This is a genomic window from Kyrpidia tusciae DSM 2912 (assembly GCF_000092905.1).
GTDB lineage: Bacteria > Bacillota > Bacilli > Kyrpidiales > Kyrpidiaceae > Kyrpidia > Kyrpidia tusciae.
Genome location: NC_014098.1, coordinates 744,028 through 764,430, shown reverse-complemented (window position 1 = coordinate 764,430; position 20,403 = coordinate 744,028). Strand labels below are relative to the sequence as shown.

The 20,403-nt window shown below is 60.5% G+C and carries 25 protein-coding genes; 3 read left to right on the top strand and 22 right to left on the bottom strand.

Annotated elements, in window-relative coordinates:
* Positions 1-147 precede the first annotated feature (147 nt).
* The 15 genes from recO to rpsU form a co-directional block, all read right to left on the bottom strand.
* A complete protein-coding gene (gene recO, locus BTUS_RS18315) occupies positions 148-933 on the bottom strand; it encodes a DNA repair protein RecO (RefSeq protein ID WP_013074827.1) in 786 nt (261 codons plus the stop codon).
* Positions 930-1,082 (bottom strand): YqzL family protein, encoded by a 153-nt coding sequence (locus BTUS_RS17845; protein WP_123809386.1) that lies wholly within the window; start codon positions 1,080-1,082, stop codon positions 930-932. Before BTUS_RS17845 ends, recO begins: the two co-directional genes overlap by 4 nt.
* 84 nt (positions 1,083-1,166) lie before the next feature.
* Complete coding sequence (era, locus tag BTUS_RS03915; protein WP_013074826.1) at positions 1,167-2,069, bottom strand: GTPase Era; 903 nt, start codon at positions 2,067-2,069, stop codon at positions 1,167-1,169.
* A gap of 68 nt (positions 2,070-2,137) precedes the next feature.
* Positions 2,138-2,842 carry a diacylglycerol kinase gene (locus BTUS_RS03910; protein WP_013074825.1) on the bottom strand — a complete coding sequence of 235 codons (705 nt, stop codon included), beginning with the start codon at positions 2,840-2,842 and terminating at the stop codon, positions 2,138-2,140.
* Positions 2,829-3,317 (bottom strand): rRNA maturation RNase YbeY, encoded by a 489-nt coding sequence (ybeY, locus tag BTUS_RS03905; RefSeq protein WP_013074824.1) that lies wholly within the window; start codon positions 3,315-3,317, stop codon positions 2,829-2,831. The genes BTUS_RS03910 and ybeY overlap by 14 nt, the downstream gene beginning before the upstream one ends.
* On the bottom strand, positions 3,314-5,449 hold the full coding sequence (locus BTUS_RS03900; RefSeq protein ID WP_013074823.1) for an HD family phosphohydrolase: 2,136 nt from the start codon (positions 5,447-5,449) through the stop codon (positions 3,314-3,316). Before BTUS_RS03900 ends, ybeY begins: the two co-directional genes overlap by 4 nt.
* Before the next feature lie 6 nt (positions 5,450-5,455).
* A complete protein-coding gene (locus BTUS_RS03895) occupies positions 5,456-6,475 on the bottom strand; it encodes a PhoH family protein (protein ID WP_013074822.1) in 1,020 nt (339 codons plus the stop codon).
* A 16-nt stretch (positions 6,476-6,491) separates the two neighbouring features.
* Positions 6,492-7,694 carry a sporulation protein YqfD gene (locus BTUS_RS03890; protein ID WP_013074821.1) on the bottom strand — a complete coding sequence of 401 codons (1,203 nt, stop codon included), beginning with the start codon at positions 7,692-7,694 and terminating at the stop codon, positions 6,492-6,494.
* Positions 7,691-7,987, bottom strand: coding sequence for a YabP/YqfC family sporulation protein (locus tag BTUS_RS03885; RefSeq protein WP_013074820.1), 297 nt, complete (start codon positions 7,985-7,987; stop codon positions 7,691-7,693). The genes BTUS_RS03890 and BTUS_RS03885 overlap by 4 nt, the downstream gene beginning before the upstream one ends.
* A 101-nt stretch (positions 7,988-8,088) precedes the next feature.
* The gene (locus tag BTUS_RS03880; RefSeq protein WP_013074819.1) at positions 8,089-8,511 is read right to left on the bottom strand and encodes a hypothetical protein; all 423 of its coding nucleotides are present in this window, start codon (positions 8,509-8,511) and stop codon (positions 8,089-8,091) included.
* Positions 8,508-9,515 (bottom strand): flotillin-like protein FloA, encoded by a 1,008-nt coding sequence (floA, locus tag BTUS_RS03875; protein WP_013074818.1) that lies wholly within the window; start codon positions 9,513-9,515, stop codon positions 8,508-8,510. Before floA ends, BTUS_RS03880 begins: the two co-directional genes overlap by 4 nt.
* Before the next feature lie 20 nt (positions 9,516-9,535).
* Positions 9,536-10,054 (bottom strand): NfeD family protein, encoded by a 519-nt coding sequence (locus BTUS_RS03870; protein WP_041303691.1) that lies wholly within the window; start codon positions 10,052-10,054, stop codon positions 9,536-9,538.
* 135 nt (positions 10,055-10,189) lie between these two features.
* The gene (locus BTUS_RS16655) at positions 10,190-11,056 is read right to left on the bottom strand and encodes a lipoate--protein ligase family protein (protein WP_013074817.1); all 867 of its coding nucleotides are present in this window, start codon (positions 11,054-11,056) and stop codon (positions 10,190-10,192) included.
* Positions 11,057-11,172: 116 nt separating this feature from the next.
* A complete protein-coding gene (locus BTUS_RS03860) occupies positions 11,173-11,619 on the bottom strand; it encodes a GatB/YqeY domain-containing protein (protein WP_013074816.1) in 447 nt (148 codons plus the stop codon).
* A 59-nt stretch (positions 11,620-11,678) separates the two neighbouring features.
* The gene (rpsU, locus tag BTUS_RS03855) at positions 11,679-11,858 is read right to left on the bottom strand and encodes a 30S ribosomal protein S21 (protein ID WP_013074815.1); all 180 of its coding nucleotides are present in this window, start codon (positions 11,856-11,858) and stop codon (positions 11,679-11,681) included.
* A 252-nt stretch (positions 11,859-12,110) separates the two neighbouring features.
* On the opposite strand from rpsU, the gene BTUS_RS03850 reads away from it, so the two are divergent.
* A complete protein-coding gene (locus BTUS_RS03850; RefSeq protein WP_013074814.1) occupies positions 12,111-12,398 on the top strand; it encodes an iron-sulfur cluster biosynthesis family protein in 288 nt (95 codons plus the stop codon).
* A 43-nt stretch (positions 12,399-12,441) separates the two neighbouring features.
* Here the strand turns inward: BTUS_RS03850 and BTUS_RS03845 are convergent, their stop codons facing one another.
* A complete protein-coding gene (locus BTUS_RS03845) occupies positions 12,442-12,771 on the bottom strand; it encodes a hypothetical protein (protein WP_013074813.1) in 330 nt (109 codons plus the stop codon).
* A gap of 95 nt (positions 12,772-12,866) precedes the next feature.
* Between BTUS_RS03845 and BTUS_RS03840 the strand changes: the two genes are divergently transcribed.
* Positions 12,867-14,492: an ABC transporter substrate-binding protein gene (locus BTUS_RS03840; RefSeq protein WP_013074812.1), complete on the top strand. Its 1,626-nt coding sequence runs from the start codon at positions 12,867-12,869 to the stop codon at positions 14,490-14,492.
* 140 nt (positions 14,493-14,632) lie between these two features.
* Here BTUS_RS03840 and BTUS_RS03835 read toward each other — a convergent pair whose 3' ends face one another.
* The 5 genes from BTUS_RS03835 to BTUS_RS03820 all read right to left on the bottom strand — a co-directional run bounded on the left by BTUS_RS03835 (position 14,633) and on the right by BTUS_RS03820 (position 18,772).
* Positions 14,633-15,001, bottom strand: a complete 369-nt coding sequence (locus BTUS_RS03835) for a hypothetical protein (protein WP_013074811.1) — start codon at positions 14,999-15,001, stop codon at positions 14,633-14,635.
* Positions 15,002-15,200: 199 nt separating this feature from the next.
* Positions 15,201-16,490 carry a homocysteine synthase gene (locus BTUS_RS03830; RefSeq protein ID WP_013074810.1) on the bottom strand — a complete coding sequence of 430 codons (1,290 nt, stop codon included), beginning with the start codon at positions 16,488-16,490 and terminating at the stop codon, positions 15,201-15,203.
* Between the two features lie 86 nt (positions 16,491-16,576).
* Positions 16,577-16,741 carry a hypothetical protein gene (locus tag BTUS_RS18310; protein WP_013074809.1) on the bottom strand — a complete coding sequence of 55 codons (165 nt, stop codon included), beginning with the start codon at positions 16,739-16,741 and terminating at the stop codon, positions 16,577-16,579.
* 27 nt (positions 16,742-16,768) lie between these two features.
* Complete coding sequence (locus tag BTUS_RS03825) at positions 16,769-17,548, bottom strand: SDR family oxidoreductase (RefSeq protein ID WP_013074808.1); 780 nt, start codon at positions 17,546-17,548, stop codon at positions 16,769-16,771.
* 66 nt (positions 17,549-17,614) lie between these two features.
* Positions 17,615-18,772 carry an LCP family protein gene (locus BTUS_RS03820; RefSeq protein ID WP_013074807.1) on the bottom strand — a complete coding sequence of 386 codons (1,158 nt, stop codon included), beginning with the start codon at positions 18,770-18,772 and terminating at the stop codon, positions 17,615-17,617.
* 89 nt (positions 18,773-18,861) lie between these two features.
* On the opposite strand from BTUS_RS03820, the gene BTUS_RS03815 reads away from it, so the two are divergent.
* Positions 18,862-19,125: a hypothetical protein gene (locus tag BTUS_RS03815; RefSeq protein ID WP_013074806.1), complete on the top strand. Its 264-nt coding sequence runs from the start codon at positions 18,862-18,864 to the stop codon at positions 19,123-19,125.
* A gap of 239 nt (positions 19,126-19,364) precedes the next feature.
* Here BTUS_RS03815 and trxB read toward each other — a convergent pair whose 3' ends face one another.
* The gene (trxB, locus tag BTUS_RS03810; protein ID WP_013074805.1) at positions 19,365-20,282 is read right to left on the bottom strand and encodes a thioredoxin-disulfide reductase; all 918 of its coding nucleotides are present in this window, start codon (positions 20,280-20,282) and stop codon (positions 19,365-19,367) included.
* Positions 20,283-20,403 lie beyond the last annotated feature (121 nt).

Sequence of the window (20,403 nt, the reverse complement as noted above, 5' to 3'; positions counted from 1 at the left end):
GTGCGAACCCTCTTTTCCACCCAGGCTCCAGGCTGCCGTTTCCCCGGGACTTCCGCCGGGCTCCCACCCATCCCAGCTCGCTTGGGGTCAGTGCCCCCGGGTACTATTGACCCTTCTTCGCCCGTTCTTGGTCCTTGTCGGACCGAATCATACCAAATCCCCTCCGGCCCCGTCAAGCGGACCCGGCCAGGCGTATTCCCGCAGCTTGCGAATATACTCCCGGCCCCGCAGGCGAGCCCCGGTGTGATGTTCCAAATACGCCCCGACCAGGTTGGCCAATTCCCGGCGGGTATCGGGACCCACCCGTATATCCCCCAGGCGGTTTACGGGCACCGACTGCAAGGCGCGCATCACTGCGTAAGTCTGGGGGCGAATGGGAATGCCGCGGCGCAGGTCGAAACACCGGTCGCAGAGAGGCCCGCCGCCGGACAAATCAAACATCCGGACGTATCCCACCGCCGCGCCGCATCCGGCGCAACGATCGAGCACCGGGCGCACCCCCGCCCACTCGCATACGTGCAACTCAAACAAGCGAGTGAGAATTTCCGCATCTTTCCCCGCGGCCAGCGCTTCCAGCCACTGGCGGAAAAACTCATAAACTCCGGGGTCCGGGGTCGCCTCCTCCACAAACCGATCGACCAGCTCCGCCGCATACCCGGCGTAGGCGTGCTTCCAAAGATCCTCCTGGATCGCCCGGTACCCCTCCAACCACTGGCCCTGGCGAATGATCGCCATGCCCTGCCCCCGATAGGCCAGGGAGAATGTCCCCCGCACCAAGGGCTGCACCAAGGCGCGCAGGCGGCTCTGAGGCCGTTTGGCTCCACGGGCCATGGCCCCGACCTTCCCGATCTCCGGCGTCAGCAATGTCACGATCCGATGGGTTTCCCCATAGTCCACTCCCCGCAGCACGATGCCTTCCACCTGGACGTTCATACTTTGGCCTCCGCTTCCTCGCTTCCCGAAGCCGGCGGATCTTTCCCCTCCTCCCCCGGCGCGTTCTCCGAACTCTGGTACTGTATATAGAGGAGATAGGCGTCGATCGATCCCGTATGGGTGAACCACCGCCAGGACAATTCCCGCACAACCCATCACTCTCACTTTGGGATTCGGAGTACCGTTAGCGTATCCCAACCGGGGGGCACTATGCAAGGGAATCATTACATCGCTTAATCGTCTACGTACCCAAAATTGCGGAGGATCGGCTCGCGATTTCGCCAGTCTTTCTTTACCTTCACCCAGAGGTCCAAATAGACTCGCGAGCCGAGCAGCGCCTCGATTTCTCTCCGGGCCCTCTGGCCCACCCGCTTCAACATCCCGCCCTCCCGGCCGATCAGGATCGCCTTTTGACTCTCCTTCTCCGTCACCACCACCGCCCGAATGTAGAGCAAGCCATTCTCCCGGGGAGTGATTTCTTCCACCGTCACCGCCACAGAATGGGGGACCTCTTCCCGGGTGAGATTCAGGACTTGCTCCCGCACCAACTCGGCGACAATGAAGGACTCGGGATGATCCGTGACCTGATCCGCCGGATAATACGCCGGGCCTTGGGGCAAAGTGGCAAAAATCCGCTCCTCCAGGCGGTCGAGGTTCGTCCCTTTCACTGCGGAAACCGGGACAACTTCCCGGAACGGGTACCGTTTTCGATGCTCGTCGATCATCGGCAGCAACTCTTCCGGCGAAACCAGGTCGATCTTGTTGATCACCAGGAACACAGGCGTTTCCACCCCTTGCAGATGATCCAGGATCACCTGCTCCCCCGGGCCGAACTTCGACGTCACGTCAATGACAAAGAGGACGAGATCCACCTCCTGGAGCGTCGCCAACGCCAGGCGGTTCATATAATCCCCCAAACGGTGTTTGGGCCGGTGCACCCCCGGCGTATCCAAAAAAATCACTTGACCGTTCTCCCGGGTCAAGACCCCGCGAATGCGGTTCCGGGTGGTTTGCGGCTTATCGGACATGATCGCGATCTTCGTGCCGATGAGCCGATTGAGCAGCGTAGACTTGCCCACGTTGGGGCGACCGACTAAAGCTGCAAACCCCGAGCGAAATCCTGAGCTGTCCGCCACTGGGCTTTCACCCCCTTTTCAGTATTGCCGGGTACCCCGGTGCCTCACGACGGCGATGGGAACAGGGCTCACCCTTGGATAAGAGAGAACAGGACGGCCGTCGCCGCCACCCCCAGCACCGCCCCGGCCACCACTTCCCCCAGCGTGTGGATCCCGCCTTCCACCCGACTTTGGGCCACCAACCCCGCCAACACGAAGGCCAACAACGTTGCCATCCCATTCCAGGTGATATAGCCGACGGCCGTCGCCAGGCAAAAGGCCACCGCTGCGTGAATACTGGGCATGCCCCCCTGAAAATAGTTGTACACCCTGTGCCGGGATTTTCCTATGAATCCCACGACCATCGTCAAGCCCAGGGCAATGAAGGTCACGTACACAGGATCCCGGCGCAACTCCTGAAGTCCCCGCAGCATCCACGGGTCGATCTTCCCGAGGAACACAAAGTACCCCACCACCAGCGCATTGATGGCCGCCAGGAGCACGGCCGCCGCCGCCGTGTCCTTCGCGATGCGCGCCAAGGGGTGATACTGGGGGGATACCAAATCGACCACCGCTTCGACCGCTGTATTAAACAACTCGGCCGCGATCACAAAGGAAATCGAAACAAACACCAGAGCCAACTCCACCGTTGAAAGCTGAAACAAAAGAGCCGCCACCAGGGCGGCGACCGCCAGGGCGAAATGAACCCGCATATTTCTCTGGGTTCGCAGGGCATGAACCACCCCATCGGCAGCACAGCGAAAACTGTCCGTCAAGCGCCTACGGCTGCCCACCGGGGTTCCCCCTCATGAGACCGAGGGCACTCAACACCTCTTCTTGCTTGCCAAACATCACCCGTTCCTGTTCCGGGGACTGGTGATCATACCCGAGCAGGTGCAAAAATCCATGAACCGCCAGAAACGCCAATTCCCGTCGGAGGCTGTGCCCGTATTGATTCGCCTGGCGCTCGGCCGTCTCCACACTGATCACGATATCCCCGAGAAGCTCCCGGCCCTCTTCGGTTTGTACCGGCTCCCCCTCGCCTTCCCGCATCGCAAAGGACAGGACATCCGTCGGTCGGTCCACCCCGCGGTAGTCGCGGTTCAGCTCGTGAATGCGCTCGTCGTCCACCAGCACCACCGAGACTTCCGCCGCTTCCACCCCCTCCCGGGACGCGGCTTCCTCCAACACGGCAGAGAGCAACCGTTCCACATCGGGTACACCTTGCGCGTCCCTTTCCTGTTCCACCCACACCTCAACTCGGTTCACCCCTGAGCTCCCCCTCTTGATTCGGCCTTGGTCGCAGCCTTGGGCGGCTCGGGATATTCAATCCGCGGATGATAAATCCCGTTCAGCGTTCGCATAAAGGCCTCCGCCACTTGATCCAGATCCCGCAAGGTCAACTGCGACTCATCCAACTGTCCATCCTGAAGTCGGTCCCGGATGATCTTGCGAATCACCGCCTCGATGCGTTGGGGGGTTGGCCGGGCCATGGCCCGCACCGCCGCCTCCACGGCGTCGCAGAGCATGACCACCGCCGCCTCCTTCGACCGGGGCTTGGGCCCGGGATAGCGATAACTGTCCACGCTTACAGTGCCGCTTTTATCTTGCTCCAGGGCCTTGTTGTAAAAATACCACAGGACGGTGGTCCCGTGGTGCTGGGCGCAGATATCCCGTATCGACTCCGGCAGGCGGTGTTGCTCCTGAAGTTCCAAGCCATCCCGGACATGACTCGTGATAATCAGATGACTCAGACTGGGGGCGATTTTGTCGTGGGGGTTCTCCCGGGTCATTTGGTTCTCCACGAAAAAGGCCGGCCGCTTCGTTTTCCCCACATCGTGGTAATAAGCCCCCACCCGGCACAACAGGGGATCCGCCCCCACCACCTCCGCCGCGGCTTCAGCGAGATTGCCGACGATGAGGCTGTGATGGTACGTTCCCGGAGCCTCGAGCAACAGTTTGCGCAAAAGCGGATGGTTGGGGTTGGATAGCTCAAGAAGGCGCATGGGGGTGAGAAGGCCAAAGGCCGACTCGAAAAAGGGCAGCAACCCCGTGGTCAAGATCGCCGAAAACATGCCATTTGCAAGACCTAAAAGCAGGGTCCGTAAAAAATTGTAAATCCCTGGCTCCGAGCCGGTAAACAGCGCCCGCATCGCCGCAATGGCAATCATGTCCACAATGGCCACCACAAACCCCGCCCGCACGATGACAAAGCGCTGTTTCACCCGGGCCACGGCAAAAGCACCGGCCAAGGCCCCGACCAAGCTCACAAACTGGACCGCAAAGGAGTCGTCAAACCCAAAGGCGGCGAAAAAGGAAAACAAAAACGAAACAAACACCGCCAGAGAGAGGTCAAACAACATCGTCACCAACATTGAGCCCACGGCCACAGGCACAAAATACCCCAAGCTGGTAAGGTCGAATTGCCGGGATATCATACTGACCCCTTTGACCTCCAAAGCCACGATCACCACAATTAGCCCCAGCACCACAAGCAACCGATTGCTCTCAACAATCTTTTTTTGGATCCGTTCAATGTACAGAGCCAAAGCGCTGACCAGCCCCGCGATCACCACGGCAAAACCGAGAAAAAGGCGATAATTCGGCTGCTCGGCGAGCAGGTTCAGATCTCGAAGGCGCGACAAAATCTCCGGAGTGATCCGCTCTCCGGCCCGCACCACAATCTCGCCCTTTTGGATCCAAACGTCGGGCACACTGTCCCGGGCCTGCTGGCGCAATTCCTCCGTCCGCTTCACATCGTACAACTTGTTGGGGCGCAAACTGCCCAGGGTTAAATTGTGGATCACCAGCCGAGCATTCCTGGACAAGTCCAAACCCACCAGTTGTCGATCCACTTCCGAGGGCGCACTGGCCAAATCTTCCGGGCCAAACTCCCGGCCCAAAAACTGTTCCACCATGCGGTTCGTCTCGTTCCGGACCGTGTTCAGTTCTTGGGGGGACAGGGACAAAAGGCTATTCAACACGTCATCGCTGACCTGCAGCCCGGGTGGCACGGCGGCTTTGAGCTGCTGGAAGCGCTGGACCGGCGACAAAGACGTCTGCCCCGCAAGCTCCTGCACACTGGAAAACAGGTGGCTCAAGTCCTGAAGAGCCGAATCCTCCACCGATGGGTCCACCGTATATTGTTTGGGCACTTTCGCCGCTGCGTCATCTTTCCGTTGCTGGGTCGCCAGGGTGTCCACGGCGTCGGTGGGCGCCTTAATGTCAACATCACTGATCGCCCCCACCTGAAAATTATATTTTTGCGGCAGGGTGTTTCCGACAAAAAGGCCATACAAAATAAGCCCCAGCACGACATAGATTAACACCCGCACCCCGCGGCTGCTCTTCCAGGTCCCCGGCAACGCCGCCGGAGGCCACGCCAAGTTTCCTATCGGCATGAGGGATCAATCTCCCCGCGTCCCAAGCGGCGCAGCTTCCCCGGATGCGCTCCGAGAATCCCTTCGGTCTTCCGCCGCTTGATAGGCTGAAATGATCTTTTGCACCAAGGGATGGCGGACGACGTCTGTCCCCGTCAGGTACACAAACGCGATCTCCCCGATTCCCCTGAGAATCTCTGCCGCCTCCTTCAAGCCCGAGCGCTTGCCCCGGGGCAGATCGATCTGGGTGACATCCCCGGTAATGACCATCTTCGACCCGAGTCCGAGCCGGGTTAAAAACATCTTCATCTGCTCTCCGGTGGCGTTCTGCGCTTCGTCCAAGATCACGAAAGACTCTTCCAACGTGCGGCCCCTCATATAGGCAAGGGGAGCGATCTCGATCATGCCTCGCTCCAGCGCCTTATGAACCTGATCAGCGCCGAATACGTCGTACAGGGCATCGTAAAGTGGGCGAAGATACGGGTCGACCTTCTCCTGAAGATCCCCCGGCAAAAACCCGAGGTTTTCCCCCGCCTCCACCGCCGGCCGGGTCAGCACGATCCGCTGGACATCCCCCCGGCGCAACGCCTGCACCGCCATCACCACGGCAAGGTACGTTTTTCCCGTTCCCGCAGGGCCTATGGCAAACACGATATCCCGCTTGCGAATCGCCTCAATATAAGCGCGCTGCCCAAATGTTTTCGCCCGGATGGACTTCCCCTTGGCGCTGACCCCGAGCGCTTCCCCGTACAAATCCAACAACGACTCCAGCCGGCCCTCCCGGGCCATCTCGATGGCGTAACCCACGTCGGGCTCGGTCAGGAAGTGGCCTTTGCGCACCAGTTGCAACAAAACGGAAAAGAGGCGCTCCAGGGTTTGTACATCCCGGGGGTCCCCGCTGATGACAATATCCCCGCCGCGCGCCACGATCTTGGCCGGGAATTGTTCCTCGATGCGGCGAAGATGCGCATCGTGAACTCCGAACAATAACGCCGCTTCACGGTTGTCCTGAAGGCTGATCTTCCGCAAGGCGCTTTGTTTGGTCAAACGCCACGTTCACTCCCTAATTCGGCGAAATCGGCTCCGGCGACCCCGGCGCCGGGGCGGCCATCGGCCGGGCCACCCCGATATCTTCGACCACATCTGTCCAAACAGTCATATATAGATTACCATTCTTCCACTCCTGGTGCAAAATCTTTTGTTCCTGCACCCGGGCGCCCGGTTTTGCCCGGGCCAAAAGATCCGCCCGCACCGCGGCCAGCCCCCGCTCTACCGCTTCTTGCTGGGCAATCGTCCACCTATGGCCGGCGGCCTCCAGGTAGTCGACCCTGCGCAGCCCCAGCGGCCAGATTCGTCCCGCCACCTTCAGCGACTCATCCACCGATCGTTCTACATAGGACGCAAAAGGAATGTGAGCGGCCCCCCACACCGGAATGGCCCAAGATCCCAGGGTGATGTACGTGCGGCTCACCTTTTCCCCGGTCAATCCCAACTGCCGGCCTTGGAGCGGGACGACGATGTCCGAGGTGTACCAAACGTGGGCATTGACCTTGCCCTCCGCCGCCACAAAGGTTCCGTCAGGCATTTGACCGGAGATGATCACCGTCCCCGGGGCCACCGCCTGCCCCCGCTGCACGAGAGAAATTCCCCGCCGGGCGAGGACCGACTCCACCACCCCCGGTTTTCCCGCCACCACTTCTTGCGGCCCCTGGGGCTGAACCTCGTCTTTCTTCGGCTTGATCCGCTCCATCACCTCGATGGTCACCCGGGTACCGGACAGGTGTAACCCCACCCATCCCGCATCGGGTAATAACTCGAGCAACTGGCCTTGCAAGCGGTCGATTTCCATCCGGGAGGGCCTCCACGCCCCGGGGACGAGTCCTATCTCCCGGGCTTTCGCCAACACCTCTTCCGGTTCCACCCGATCCGTTCCCGTGACCTGTACCGTCCAAATCAACGAGCTGAGCACGTAGAGGCCGGCCACGAACATCCCGAATCCGGCAATCCACAACGGGCGGCGGCGAAGAAATCTCCACCACGCCAGCCACCCCCCGTACCGGCTCACCCGCATCCCGACCCGCTGTCCGCGGTATACCTGCCGAATGATCCGAATGCCCTGCCAATCGGTTCGAAGGCGCAAACGATCCTTTCCGACCCAGTGAATTTCCTCCAGCCGCGCGCCCTCCCGGACCGCCCGGTCCAACTCCCGGGCATCGGTCAAGCCCCACAGCTCCAGCTCAAACCACGACATCCCGTATAGATTCATCCCTCTCGCCCCTTTCGCGCCCGGTACGAAAGGTCGGTCACGTGGCCTTGAATCACGCAGTGATCCGGCGAGAGGCGAACCAGCACCAGATCCGCTCCGGCAACCTGCAGTTCGGCATCGCCGAACTCCACCACCAGGGCGTCCTCCCGGAAAGAAACAATGCGGCCGTGGTTGTCCAGCCGCAACAGGCCGCCGGGGACCCAATCCACCCGAGGATGGTCCCAGATCACATCCTCCGGCAGCTGTAATTTTTCGGTTGCCCAGGATTTCCAGAAACGCCCCCTCCCGCCCACAGGTCACCCCTCCTTTGGTAGACCTGTATGCGTTTGCCGACCGGCCTAGACCCGCACTTGGCCGGCTTCTGGATCCTGGGCACCTCTGTCAGGCAATACGTTCACCAAGGGCGGAATCGGCCCCGGGCGGCCTTGGGCGGCCCCAGAATCACCGCCGCCATCACCGCCCGGCGCCAGCTTTCCCGGTACGCCTCCCCGCGGTGATCCCTTCGAACCACGGGTACACCAACCGGAGACGCTTCTCGCGGGTGGACAGGGGTGGGGGGTTCCACCGGTGCCCGCCCGGGCACAACCACTTCGGCAGGCCCCCACTCGGCGGGCCGTGGATGGGGCTCGGGCCGCGCCTCGTCTTTGCGCACCTGGGGTTCCCCGGAACCCTCCTGGCCAGAAGAGCCTTCCTCCCCCGGCAGCCCCTCGGTCCCTTCCATCCCTGGGCTTCCTTCTTGGTCCGAGCTTGCCTTGTCCGGGTCCCGGAAGAGCCAGTCCCACGCCGACACATCTTCGGGCAGTTTCTCCCCGTTCACTTCGTTTCCCCTCCCGACAAGGGCCCCGGGAGATCAGGCGGTGGAGATTTGGCAATGGATTCCCGCATCCGAGTATCTGCCACGATGTTCTGCATCTGCATGTAATCCATGACCCCGAGCTTGCCCTCCCGCAACGCCTCGGCCATGGCCCGGGGCACCTCGGATTCGGCCTCCACCACCTTCGCCCGCATCTCCTCAACGTACGCCCGCATCTCCTGCTCCCGGGCTACCGCCATCGCCCGGCGCTCCTCGGCCTTGGCTTGGGCAATCTGCTTATCCGCCTCCGCCTGGTCCGTTTGGAGCTGGGCGCCGACATTTTTCCCAATGTCGACATCGGCGATGTCGATGGAGAGGATCTCAAACGCCGTACCGGCATCCAATCCTTTGTCCAGCACCGTGCGTGAAATCTTGTCTGGATTCTCCAGCACGTCCTTATGGGAAGTGGCGGAACCGATAGTCGTCACAATCCCCTCCCCCACCCGGGCGAGAATCGTCTCCTCCCCGGCGCCGCCCACCAACCGGTCGATGTTCGCCCGGACGGTCACCCGGGCTTTTACTTTCAGTTCAATGCCGTCTTTGGCCACCGCCGACACGATGGGCGTTTCGATCACCCGGGGGTTGACGCTCATTTGGACGGCCTGGAGCACATCCCGTCCAGCCAGGTCGATGGCCGCCGCCCGGGCAAACCCGAGAGCGATGTTGGCCCGCTCCGCCGCAATGAGGGCGTTGACCACCCGGTCCACATTCCCACCGGCGAGATAGTGGCTTTCGAGTTGATTCGTCGTAAGATTCAGCCCTGCCTTTGTCGCCTTGATCAAAGGGTTCACGATGCGAGAAGGAATGACCCGGCGCAACCGCATGCCGACCAGCGTAAAGATCCCCACCCTGACCCCGGCGGCCCAAGCGGAAATCCACAGCATCACCGGCACAAAGGTAAACAGGACTGCAAAAAAGACGACGATGACGAGTACGATCAGCGCGAGGCCGATCCACGCGGCGTTCATTCAGCCGATCCCCACTTTCATTAAAAATGGTGGTCTACAAACGATCCCGTTCGAAAAGCCGGGACGCGCCTCACCACGACCCTGGGCCCTTCCACCGCTGCCACCTGAACTTCCTCTCCCCGCTCGATAAACTCGCCCTCTGTCACCACATCCACGCGCTCATCGCCAAATTCCGCGATTCCCGCGGGTCGAAGGGGCATCACCGCCGTGCCGGTTTTCCCGATAAGATAGCTGAGATCCCGGGTGGGCACATATCCCTCCCGGCTCTCCTGACGGTCTCCCAAAACGATCCGGTTCCACAACCCCCGTTTGCCATAATAGCGTAAAAGCGCGATGACGACAGCAACGGCCAAGAGCGCCCCAATTCCCAGGGACGCTAGACCGTAGCGGGCACCGGCCAGGGCCATGACCACCGAAGCCCCCACGGCTAACACCCCCAGGGTGCCCAGGATGCCGAAACTGACAATAACCATTTCCAAGGCGAGCAGCACAATGCCGGCACCGAGCAGAATCAAACTGACCCATCCCTGCCAGTCCATAGGCTCACCCCCTCGCCCGGCGCTCGTAGTATAGCATACATCCGTTCACGAAAACGATCATCTTTTTTTCCCAAAAAGCGTTCGAAAAGCGCCTCTTCCCCGGCCCAGGCGTTTGCCGGCCCCGCGCCCGGCCGATTACGGCCGATCCACCCCGTACGCCACTCGTCTCGGGTCGGTCTCCGAAGCCCCTTCTCTCCCCCAGGAGATTTCTTCGTCGGTCAAAGCGCGGACCCTCTCCAGCTTCACCTGTGGACCCATGGCACTCTCCAGGACATTCGCCGTTTCAGCAATCACCTGCCTGACATCCACGCCCTCCCCGCCCGGCAACAGGTGCAAGGACGTGGAAGCCCGGGCCCGAATCGGGCGCTCCCCGATGGTCTGCTCGTAAAAATCGTTCAACCAATCCGCCGCTTGCTCCGGGTCCACGCGCACCCACAGGGTCCCGTGAGCCAGGATGTACCCCCGGTTTCGGGAGCCCGGGACCGCCAACCCACCCTTCCAGCTTTGAGACGTCCCTGCGATTTTCCGCCCGTTCACCACCAAATTATGGGCACCGTCGCAAAATGAACCCGCCACGCGCCCAAACTCGGCTCGCCACCCCCGTTGACCCAGCACCGCCTCCACCGGGCGGCACAACGTTCGATACACTTCCTCCATCCCCACGCGATCCATCCGGGGAACCACCAGGGAAAACTGCAGCACCCCGGGTCCATGGGGCACCGCCGTGCCCCCGCTGGACCGAACCCGTATCGGCAGGCCGTCCACCTCCCGGGGCGGATCACCCCCTCGGCGCAATCCTTGTACAATATCCCGGCGGCTGACCACGAGGCACGGATCGTTGACCCAGAGTCGGAACGTGGGGGGCCCCCCCGCCGCGACCCTCCGGCCCATCGCCTGGTCCCGAGCAATTTTTTCTTCGATAGTCCCCGGCTGCTCCTCCACCACAAGCCGCCACGTCGGCCACCGGCTCCACAAGGTGTCGTCCCATTCCACCTGTTTCACGCCGTCTCCCCCACCCCCGCACATCGTGGCCCCTGCGCCCGGGATCCGCCGGAAGCAGGGGCAAAAGCCCTAAAAAAGCCCTGCACGGCTTGTGCAGGGCTTTTTCTTTGACCCCTTCACGATCTAAGCAATTCCTGGACTAAGGCATTGACCGCTTTCCCGTCGGCGCGGCCTTTGACTTTTGGCATCAGTGCGGCCATCACCCGGCCCAAATCCGCCTTCCCCTTCGCCCCAACTTCTGCGATGGTTTCTTCTACAAGTGTGCGAAGTTCCTCTTCGGACAAAGCAGTGGGGAGATACTCTTCGAGGATGGCGATCTCTTGCTGCGCCTGTGCCTCTAAATCGGTACGCCCCGCCTGTTGCGCGGCCTGGAGGGATTCGCGCCGCTGCTTTCGCTCGCGCTGCAACACTTGGATTGTCTCTTCCTCAGTTAACGGGCGCTGCCGTTCGATCTCCTCGTTCTTCAAGGCCGTACGCACCATGCGAATCACAGACAACCGCATCTTGTCCTTTTCCTTCATCGCCCGTTTCATGTCGTCTGTGAGCCGGTCCTGCACGTTCAACGCTTAAGAGCCCCTTTCCATCTCCGGGTCCCCGTCGGCCAATGCCCGTTCCACCGCCATCAGTACTTGCGGCGCTTCTTCCTGGCCGCCTCCGACTTTTTCTTCCGGGCCACGCTCGGTTTCTCGTAGTGTTTGCGCTTCTTGACCTCGGCCAGAATACCGTCCTTGGCCGTCGCTCGCTTGAAGCGGCGCAACGCGCTATCGAGGGACTCGTTCTTCCGAACCCGAATCTCCGACACCTGATTCCCTCCCTCCGCCTAACATCCCGTGACGATCACGAGAGGCACAAGGCGTACCTATCCCGGTAAGCACCCGTCCATTAAAATCATTATAATCGAAGCTTTTTCACCGTGTCAACGATGGTTTGCCATTTATTGCCATTCGCCGCGGGTTAGAGGGTCCCTCATGGGGTCATCCTGCGGATCCCGCCCATCCGTGGAACGTGGTATCATAGACTTAACTCCGATAACGGACAACCCGAGGTGACATCCATGACCGTAAGTCCAGAAGCACGCCGGTACATCCTCGACCTTGCCCGGGCTGAAGAAAGACCCTGGCGCGGCGTTCGCCTGCAAGTCATTCCCGGTTGTGGAGGACCGAGGTTCCTCCTCAGCCTCGACGATCCCCGCCCCGGGGACACAGAGATCACGGCATCGGAATTGACGATCCTGGCCGACCCTTTTTCAGCCACTTTTCTCGATGAACTGGTGGTGGATTACTCCGCCGAAGAGGACGACCTGACGTTTCGCCATCCGGACCGTTTCGGCTCCATCTGTTAGTCAACTCGCGGGGTGCAGTCTGTCGTCACCGCACCCCGCCCCCTCACTGGCCGGTTCCGGCCGCCGCGGAAAAATTAATAAACGCGGCAATGGCGAGACCGATGAAGGAAAGACCCAAATACGTGGTGCGACCCCAACCTTTCTCGCGAATACTCCCGATCAGGGCCTTGAGCGCAAACAAGGCCATGATGACAAAGAAAATCCCGGACAGTACCATGTCGGCTACCCCTTTCTGGCAATGGCGTTCCCCGGATGTCCATCTTGTATTATACCCGGCCACTCCAAGTTCCGGCAATCTCTCCACGCCTGACTTTTTCACCGCCGCTTGGGGGAAAAATCCACCGACCACGTGGGCTTTTTCGGTCGGGTGCACGCCTGTCCGATTTTCTGCTATCATAAGAGCGACTTGCGGAATTTTGCCCGTTTTTATGGTACGTATGGTTCGGGTACGGAAAGGAGCACGGCAGGATGTTGCGAAAACCGCTCGGGAAACGGGTCCGGTTGACTTTGGTGGGGGCCGTCGCCTTGCTCACCGCGGGTTGCGGCATGTTGGGAAAGCCGGTCACCCCTCCCCCTCCTCCACCCACGGAAATCACCGTCGGCATCCCGTCTGAACCTCAGACCCTCAACCCGATTTTCGCCGAAGACCGTTCGTCTCTGGCGGTGATTCACGCGTTGTTCGACAGTGTGGAAGCTGAAGGTCCGGACGGGGTCCCCCGGCCGGAGTTGGCCGACCGCGTGACGGTGAGCCAGGATGGCACCACCTACACCATTCATTTGCGGCCCGGGGCCAAATGGCACGACGGTGAGCCGGTCACCGCCGCCGACGTTTTATTCACATACCGGGCGATTCTCCGGCCCCAGGTGCAATCCCCCTATCGACCGCTGTTCCTTGTCGACGGGGAACCGCCGGAAATGCGCCAGTTGGACGAACGCACCCTGGAGATCCGTTTGCCCCATCCCTCGGCGGGGTTTGTCAACGCGCTTACCGTCGGCATTCTTCCCGAACACGCGTTTCCAAACGGGGATGTCAAAGATTCGCGCTTTAGCGACCACCCCGTTGGAAGCGGGCCCTTCTCCTTCATGCAATGGAACCGCGGGCAAAACATCCAGTTAAAACGTTTCGATGGATATTTCGCGGGCCGGCCCGGCGTCGACCAATTGACCTATCGGATTGTGCCGGAATCGAACCAGCGGTCCGCCTTTGCCAGCAAATCGATCGACGTGTTTGTCCCGACTCCGGCCGACATCTTGAAGATTCAACAAGACATGTCCGCGGACAAACCGGACTTGGTCCGCTATCCCGGCGAATCGGTGATGACCCTGTTGGTGCACCAGCGGGGGGCATCCCTGGCGGACCACGCCGTACGAAAGGCCCTGGCCCTGGCGATCGATCGATCGGCCATTGCGGATAAAGCCTTTGGAGGTCCGGGATTGGCTTCCCCCGCCGACTCCCTTTTTCCACCCGGAAACTGGGCCCACGACAATCGAACGCCTCCGGGGCCAAACTCCGACGCTGCAAAAAAAATCTTGAACGAAGCGGGCTACGTGACCAACAGTTCCGGGTGGCGGGTCAAAGATGGAAAGGTCCTGAGCTTTCAACTGCTGTACATCTCTGACCGCACGACAGACAAGATCGCCCAGATGTTAGCAGACCAGGCGGCTGAGGTGGGCATCCAAATTCAACCCAAAGGGGTTGACCGAACGGCCTTTTATCAAACTTTGGATGCTCCTGACAAAAATTTTGACCTGGCGCTGAACACCTATTGGCTGGGCCCAGATCCGGACGCCTTTGCGGATCTGTTGACGATACACGGGGAATACAATTTTCAAGAGTACGACAACCCCCAAGTGGGCAAGTGGTTTACCCAGGCCCGGGAAACTTCGGATCGAGGGGCGCGGCTCTCCTTGTACCGACAGATCGATCAAAGCATTCGCGATGACGTTCCCTTGATCCCCCTGGTATACCCGGAAGGCTTTCTGGCCGTGCGCCGCACCGTTGTCAATGTCGAGCAAGCGGATCCGGCACCCGTAGTATTGTTCCGGTATCTTGAACAGTTAGGGGTGAATCCCGGGCGAGCGGTGACGCCATAAACGGACGAGGCGGCGGAATTCGACACCCCTTCCCAAAACAGGGGGAATGACCGGCGCCTGGAGGAGATGAACCGAGAGGAGTCTGGCGACAAGGGGGCGGACGAGCCGTAAGGCCATCGCCCGCCCTCGGCCTCTGGGAACTAGTTCTGAAACGGAGTGATCACAAAAGGCAGCCGGGGCTCCCGCGTTTCTTCTGCCGCCGTCCTCTGCATATCCTTCCAAAATGCCCAAACGTCTTCTTCGTTTGGCCACTGTTCCCGTTCTGGCGGCGATACGGGAGTCCACCGATCGCCCGCAGGGGGGAAACCGCTCGACAGGGGTTGATCTTCCTGCTCCCCGGCTCCCTCGACAAAGGCTTCGATCAGTGCCACGAGGGTCTCCTGGGTTGAGCAGTTCAACTGTTCGCACCTGCGATGAAACCGTTCGGCCAGACCTCGGGAAACCCGGACTCCCACGTACACCAGAGAGATTGATCCCAATTTTAAATCGACACGACCCTGTTGCGCCACTCCGACCACCCTCCTTGGGACGAATGATTGTCTATCCGTGGTTTCGCCACTCGCCGTTAAATCTCCTTTGGGAATCCTGTCAAAAGCCGTCGTCCTACTCAGAAAAAAATTGACAAAAACCGAGGCCCTCGACAAAGAGGAACCTCGGTAAAAAGAGCGGCGAAGGAGGAGGGTGCAACTTTGGACCGGCGGCCCGCCGTCAGCGCACCGCTTTGCGCAAAGCCTGATCGAGATCTTCCAGGATGTCCTCCAACGTTTCCAGTCCGACAGAAAGCCGGATCATCTCCGGAGTCACCCCGGATGCCCGCTGTTCTTCTTCAGTCAGTTGTTGGTGGGTGGTGCTGGCGGGGTGAATCACGAGGGATTTCGCATCGCCCACATTCGCCAAGTGAGAGAACAAGCGCAGGCTTTCGATAAACTTCCGCCCGGTCTCGACTCCCCCATCAATGCCAAAGGTCAGAATCGCCCCCTGCCCCTTCGGCAGGTACTTCCGGGCCAACGCCGAATAAGGACTGGATTCCAAACCCGGGTAATTCACCCAGCGGACATGGGGATGGGATTCCAAAAACTGGGCGACCCCCAGGGCGTTTTGAGAATGGCGTTCCATCCGGAGAGACAGGGTCTCCAGTCCTTGCAAAAACAAAAAGGCGTTAAAGGGCGACAGGGCGGGTCCCATGTCGCGCATCAACTGCACCCGGGCCTTGACGATAAAGGCGGCGGGACCCACAGCTTCCACATAACTCACACCGTGATAACTCGGATCGGGCTCCACCAGTCCGGGGTATTTCCCCGAAGCCTTCCAATCGAAGCGCCCGCCGTCCACGATGACCCCGCCGATGGACGTCCCATGGCCGCCGATAAACTTCGTGGCGCTGTGAATCACAATATCCGCCCCGTGCTCCAGGGGTCGGTGCAGATAAGGCGTGGCAAAGGTGTTGTCGATGATCAAGGGCACCCCGACCTCCCGGGCTACCTGAGCCACCGCTTCGATGTCGAGGACGTCGATCTTGGGGTTGCCGATGATCTCGGCGTAAAAGGCCTTTGTCCGCGAAGTGGCGGCCCGGCGAAACGCCTCCGGATCCCCGGGATCGACGAATTTCACATCGATGCCCAGCCGCCTCAGGGTATGGTGAAAAAGATTAAAAGTCCCCCCGTACAGATAGGACGATGAAACAATCTCGTCCCCGGCTCCGGCGATGTTGAGGAGGGCCAGGGTGATGGCCGACTGCCCGGAGGCCGTAGCGAGCGCCCCCACCCCGCCTTCCAAGGCCGCCATGCGCTGCTCCAATACGTCCTGGGTGGGGTTCATCATGCGCGTATAGATGTTCCCAGGCTCCTTTAACGCGAACAGGTTCGCCGCGTGCTCCGTGTCTCGAAACACATAGCTGGTCGTCTGATAAATCGGCACTGCCCGGGAACCCGTCGCGGGGTCCACCGTCTGGCCGGCGTGCAAAGCCAAGGTTTCAAATCCCTGCTGTTTCTCTGCCACACCCCTGTCCTCCCGTCTCTCAAATCATTCTGGAGTATATTAATCGGATTACAGAGATTATAATGGACGTCCTGGATTCTGTCAAATCATTCGTCCCGGGGGCGCCGGATTCGGAGAAGGAGGTTCTTGCCCGGGCGCTTCTTTTTCGGCTCCGACTCCCCTTCGCGCTTGTGGCGGGTCGGCCCCACCACACCCGCCTCTATGGCCTCAGGAAAGGTGTACCATCGGCCGCGGTACTGGATCCGATTCATGGACCCGTCCTCCCTTCGGATTGTTCATCACAGACTTTTCGTCAATCCGCCGTCAACGGAAATGGTCAAACCGGTCAGATAGCTCGCCGCCGGGGAACAAAGAAACGCGACCACTTTTGCAAACTCTTCCGGAGTGCCGTACCGGCCCAGGGGGATTTGATCTTCCCATCTCCTGCGGACCTCGTCCACAGGTTCTCCGGTCTTCTCAGCAGTGATCCGGTCCAACTCCCGAACCCGATCCGTTTCGATGCGCCCCGGGGCCACGTTATTGACCAAGATGTTATAAGGGGCCAGCTCGATGGACAACGTCTTCGTCAACCCCGCCACGGCCGCCCGGACAGTGTTGGAAAGGACGAGGTTCGGGATGGGCTGTTTGACGGATGTGGAGGTAAGGTTGATGATTCTCCCCCCGCCCTGGAGCCTCATGTACGGGATCACCAGGCGGGTGGCCCGCACGACACTCATCAGGTTCAAATCCACGGCGGCATACCAGGCCTTGTCATCGAACTGCTCGAACGCCCCGGCCGGCGGCCCCCCCGCGTTATTGATGAGGATATCCACCCGGCCCCACCGATCCGCCGCCGCGCGGACCACCTCCTCGATGTCACCGGCAGAAGCTACGTCCGCTTGGACGGGGATGACTTCCACATCAGACCGCTCTCGAATCCACCGGGCGGTCTCTTCGATTCTTTGTGCATCCCGGCTGGCGATGACGAGATCGTTGCCCGCCTGGGCCAACTCCAGCGCCACCGCCCGCCCCAGCCCCTTGCTGGCTGCTGTTACAATCGCCACTTTCCGTCCGTCCATGTCCGCCACTCCTCTCGATTCATCCGCTTTTTTGCCACCGCGCACCTTGCGACCGGAAACATTCTATCACTGTGGGGCATTGTCGATCTGCACAAAAGCGGCGCTCACATACCCCTCCCGGCCATCCCCGAGCCGGATGTGAAGCCAACCGGGCTGGCGATCCAATACCTCGAACCCCGTACCGTGTACCAACCGCCCGAGGGTGGGATAATCGGTCCCAGGGCCGGCGCGAAAGTTCACCCACTCTCCACTCACCCGACCCATGAGTGTCTGTTCCGTCACCGGTGCCGAAGAGGCCGGACTCTGGGTCCCACCGAAACTTGATCCGAGTGAATTACCAGGAAAATATTTCTGGACGTACTGCCGCACTGCCGGGGTATCCGGAATGAGAATGCTCTGGCCATCTGACGACCACCCCTCGCGAAACGCATCCGCCGGCGGGAGTTGAATCTGAGTGATGCTCTGCCCCCGATCCCTCCACAGGCACAGTCCCAGGCGAAGTTGGTCTCCCGGCGAGAGATTCGTCCGAATATAAGGCTCGGCCGCGGCGAGAACGTTCGGGAAGCGCACCAGGTTCTGCGGGCGCATCATCTGGCGGATAACGGCCTGCACAAACTTCCTTTGTCGCTCGGTGCGGGCGTAATCCCCGAGGGCATCGTGCCGAAACCTCACATATCCCAGAGCCTGAGCCCCGTTGAGATGCTGAAGTCCCGGTTTTAAGTGAATATCGTAACGCCCGTCGTCCACGTAATCCATCGGCTTTTCCACATCGATGTCCACCCCGCCCAGGGCGTCCACGATGTGGATAAACCCTTCGAAATCTGTCACGGCGTAGAACGGAATGTCTAGACCCAGCCACGCTTCCGCCGTTTTCCTGGCCAAATCCGGCCCCCCTGCGGCGTAGGCCGCATTGATCTTCTCCTGACCCACCCCGGGAATGGACACCCAAGTATCCCTCAGAATGGAGCCCACCGTCACTCCCCCGGTTCCTTGGGGGATGCTCAGGAGCAGCATCGTGTCCGACCGGGGATGAGGATCCTGGCCCCGGTTGTCCACACCGAGCACCAACACCCGCACGTCCCCGGATGGCCAGATGCCTGGGGGCGCTCCTTCGGAGACGCCGGACACAAATCTGGTCAAAACGAAGCCATAATACCCCGTCACAACCAGCAACAGAAAAGCGAGGAGCCACAGCAGCCGCTTCACCCGTTTCCCCGGCGTCATCGATGTCCCTCACCCCGCCCGACCATGGCATCTTCCGGAGTTTCGTGATATCGTTGGGATGAGTTCGTCCGACGAAGGAGGCATTGGCCATGGTGCGCAAAGTTTCTCTGATCGTCACCGTCATCTTGGTGGCGATCGCCGTCGGGTATTTTATCCGCGACGTCCGCACCTGGCAGTGGGAGCAATCCCTCAGTCCGGATATGCGCCGTCTCTATTATTTCGACGACATCCGCCCGGTCGACCTGAAGGCCTCCGCCATCCATACCGCCGCTTTCATCGCGGCCGTCTCTTTGTTCGAATGGCTTTTCCTGATGGCCCTGCCCCCCGACTCGGAGGGAAAGGATCGGGAATAACCTGCTCCGCCGGAACCCTCGCTTCCCCGCCACCCAGACAACGGGTGAACATTTTACCACTTGTCTCACATTATACACGGGGAACCGGGAGGAAGCGAATGACCCGCCAACGGCCGGCTCGACCCAGGGTCCTGGAGACCCGGAAAAACGGGAGGCCGCGAGGAAAAAAGGGGCCCGGCGTGGCCGGACCCCAACAGGGCGGAAAAGATTCCGTTCGATTCTTCGCGGTGCAGCACAGATCACGACTGCTCTTCCACGTAGTAGTAGGCCGACATCGCGGCCATCGCCCCTTCGGCGACGGCAGTGACCACTTGGCGGAGCCAGGTCTCCCGCACATCCCCTGCCGCAAACACCCCGGGGACCGCCGTTCGAAACCGATCATCAGTGGGAATCCACCCTTCCGCGTTGACGATCGGCGTCCCTTTCAGAAACTCGGTGTTGGGCTTGAGCCCAATGTAGATGAAAATCCCGTCCGCCTCCACGGTTTCTTGTTCTCCCGTCACGGCGTTCTCTAGAACCAAGCGTTCCACTTTGCGCTCGCCCTGAACCTCCACCGGCCGACGATTGAACAAAAACGAGATTTTCTCGTTGCTCCTGGCTCGCTCCTGAAGGACTGGCTGTGCCCGCAGTTTGTCCCGGCGGTGCACAATGGTCACTTTGGCCGCGTGGCGAGTCAGATACACGCCTTCTTCGCAGGCCGAATCCCCACCGCCGATTACGTAGAGGTTTTTGTTCTTGAAGAAGGCGCCATCGCAGACCGCGCAGTAGGACACCCCCCTGCCGGAGAACTCCTTCTCCCCCGGGATTCCGAGCTTTTTCGGCTCACAGCCCGTGGCGATAATCACCGTCTTGGTTTCCAGCACCTCTCCTCCGGACAGATGCACGCGATGAACGGGCGGGCCGAACTCCAGGCTTTCCACCTCGCCCCGCTCGGTCTGAAGACCGAGAGACTCGGCGTGTTCCCGCATCTTCTCCGACAGATCCGGCCCCAAAATCGACGTGAATCCGGGGTAGTTTTCGATCTCCTCGGTGTTTTGCATCTGCCCGCCGTACAGGCCGCGTTCCACCAGGAGCATTTTCAAACCCGAACGCAGGGCGTAGACGGCGGCGGACAGTCCGGCGGGACCGCCGCCCAGAATGATGGTGTCATAAACCACTGTCAAATCCCTCCTCGGGGCTGCGGAAATGGGCCCGTGATATACCCCTGTACCGTATTGTAACGAAAAAAACTCCATCTGCCAAAGTGCCGGCAAAAAACCAGGTGCGAACTCGGCGCGA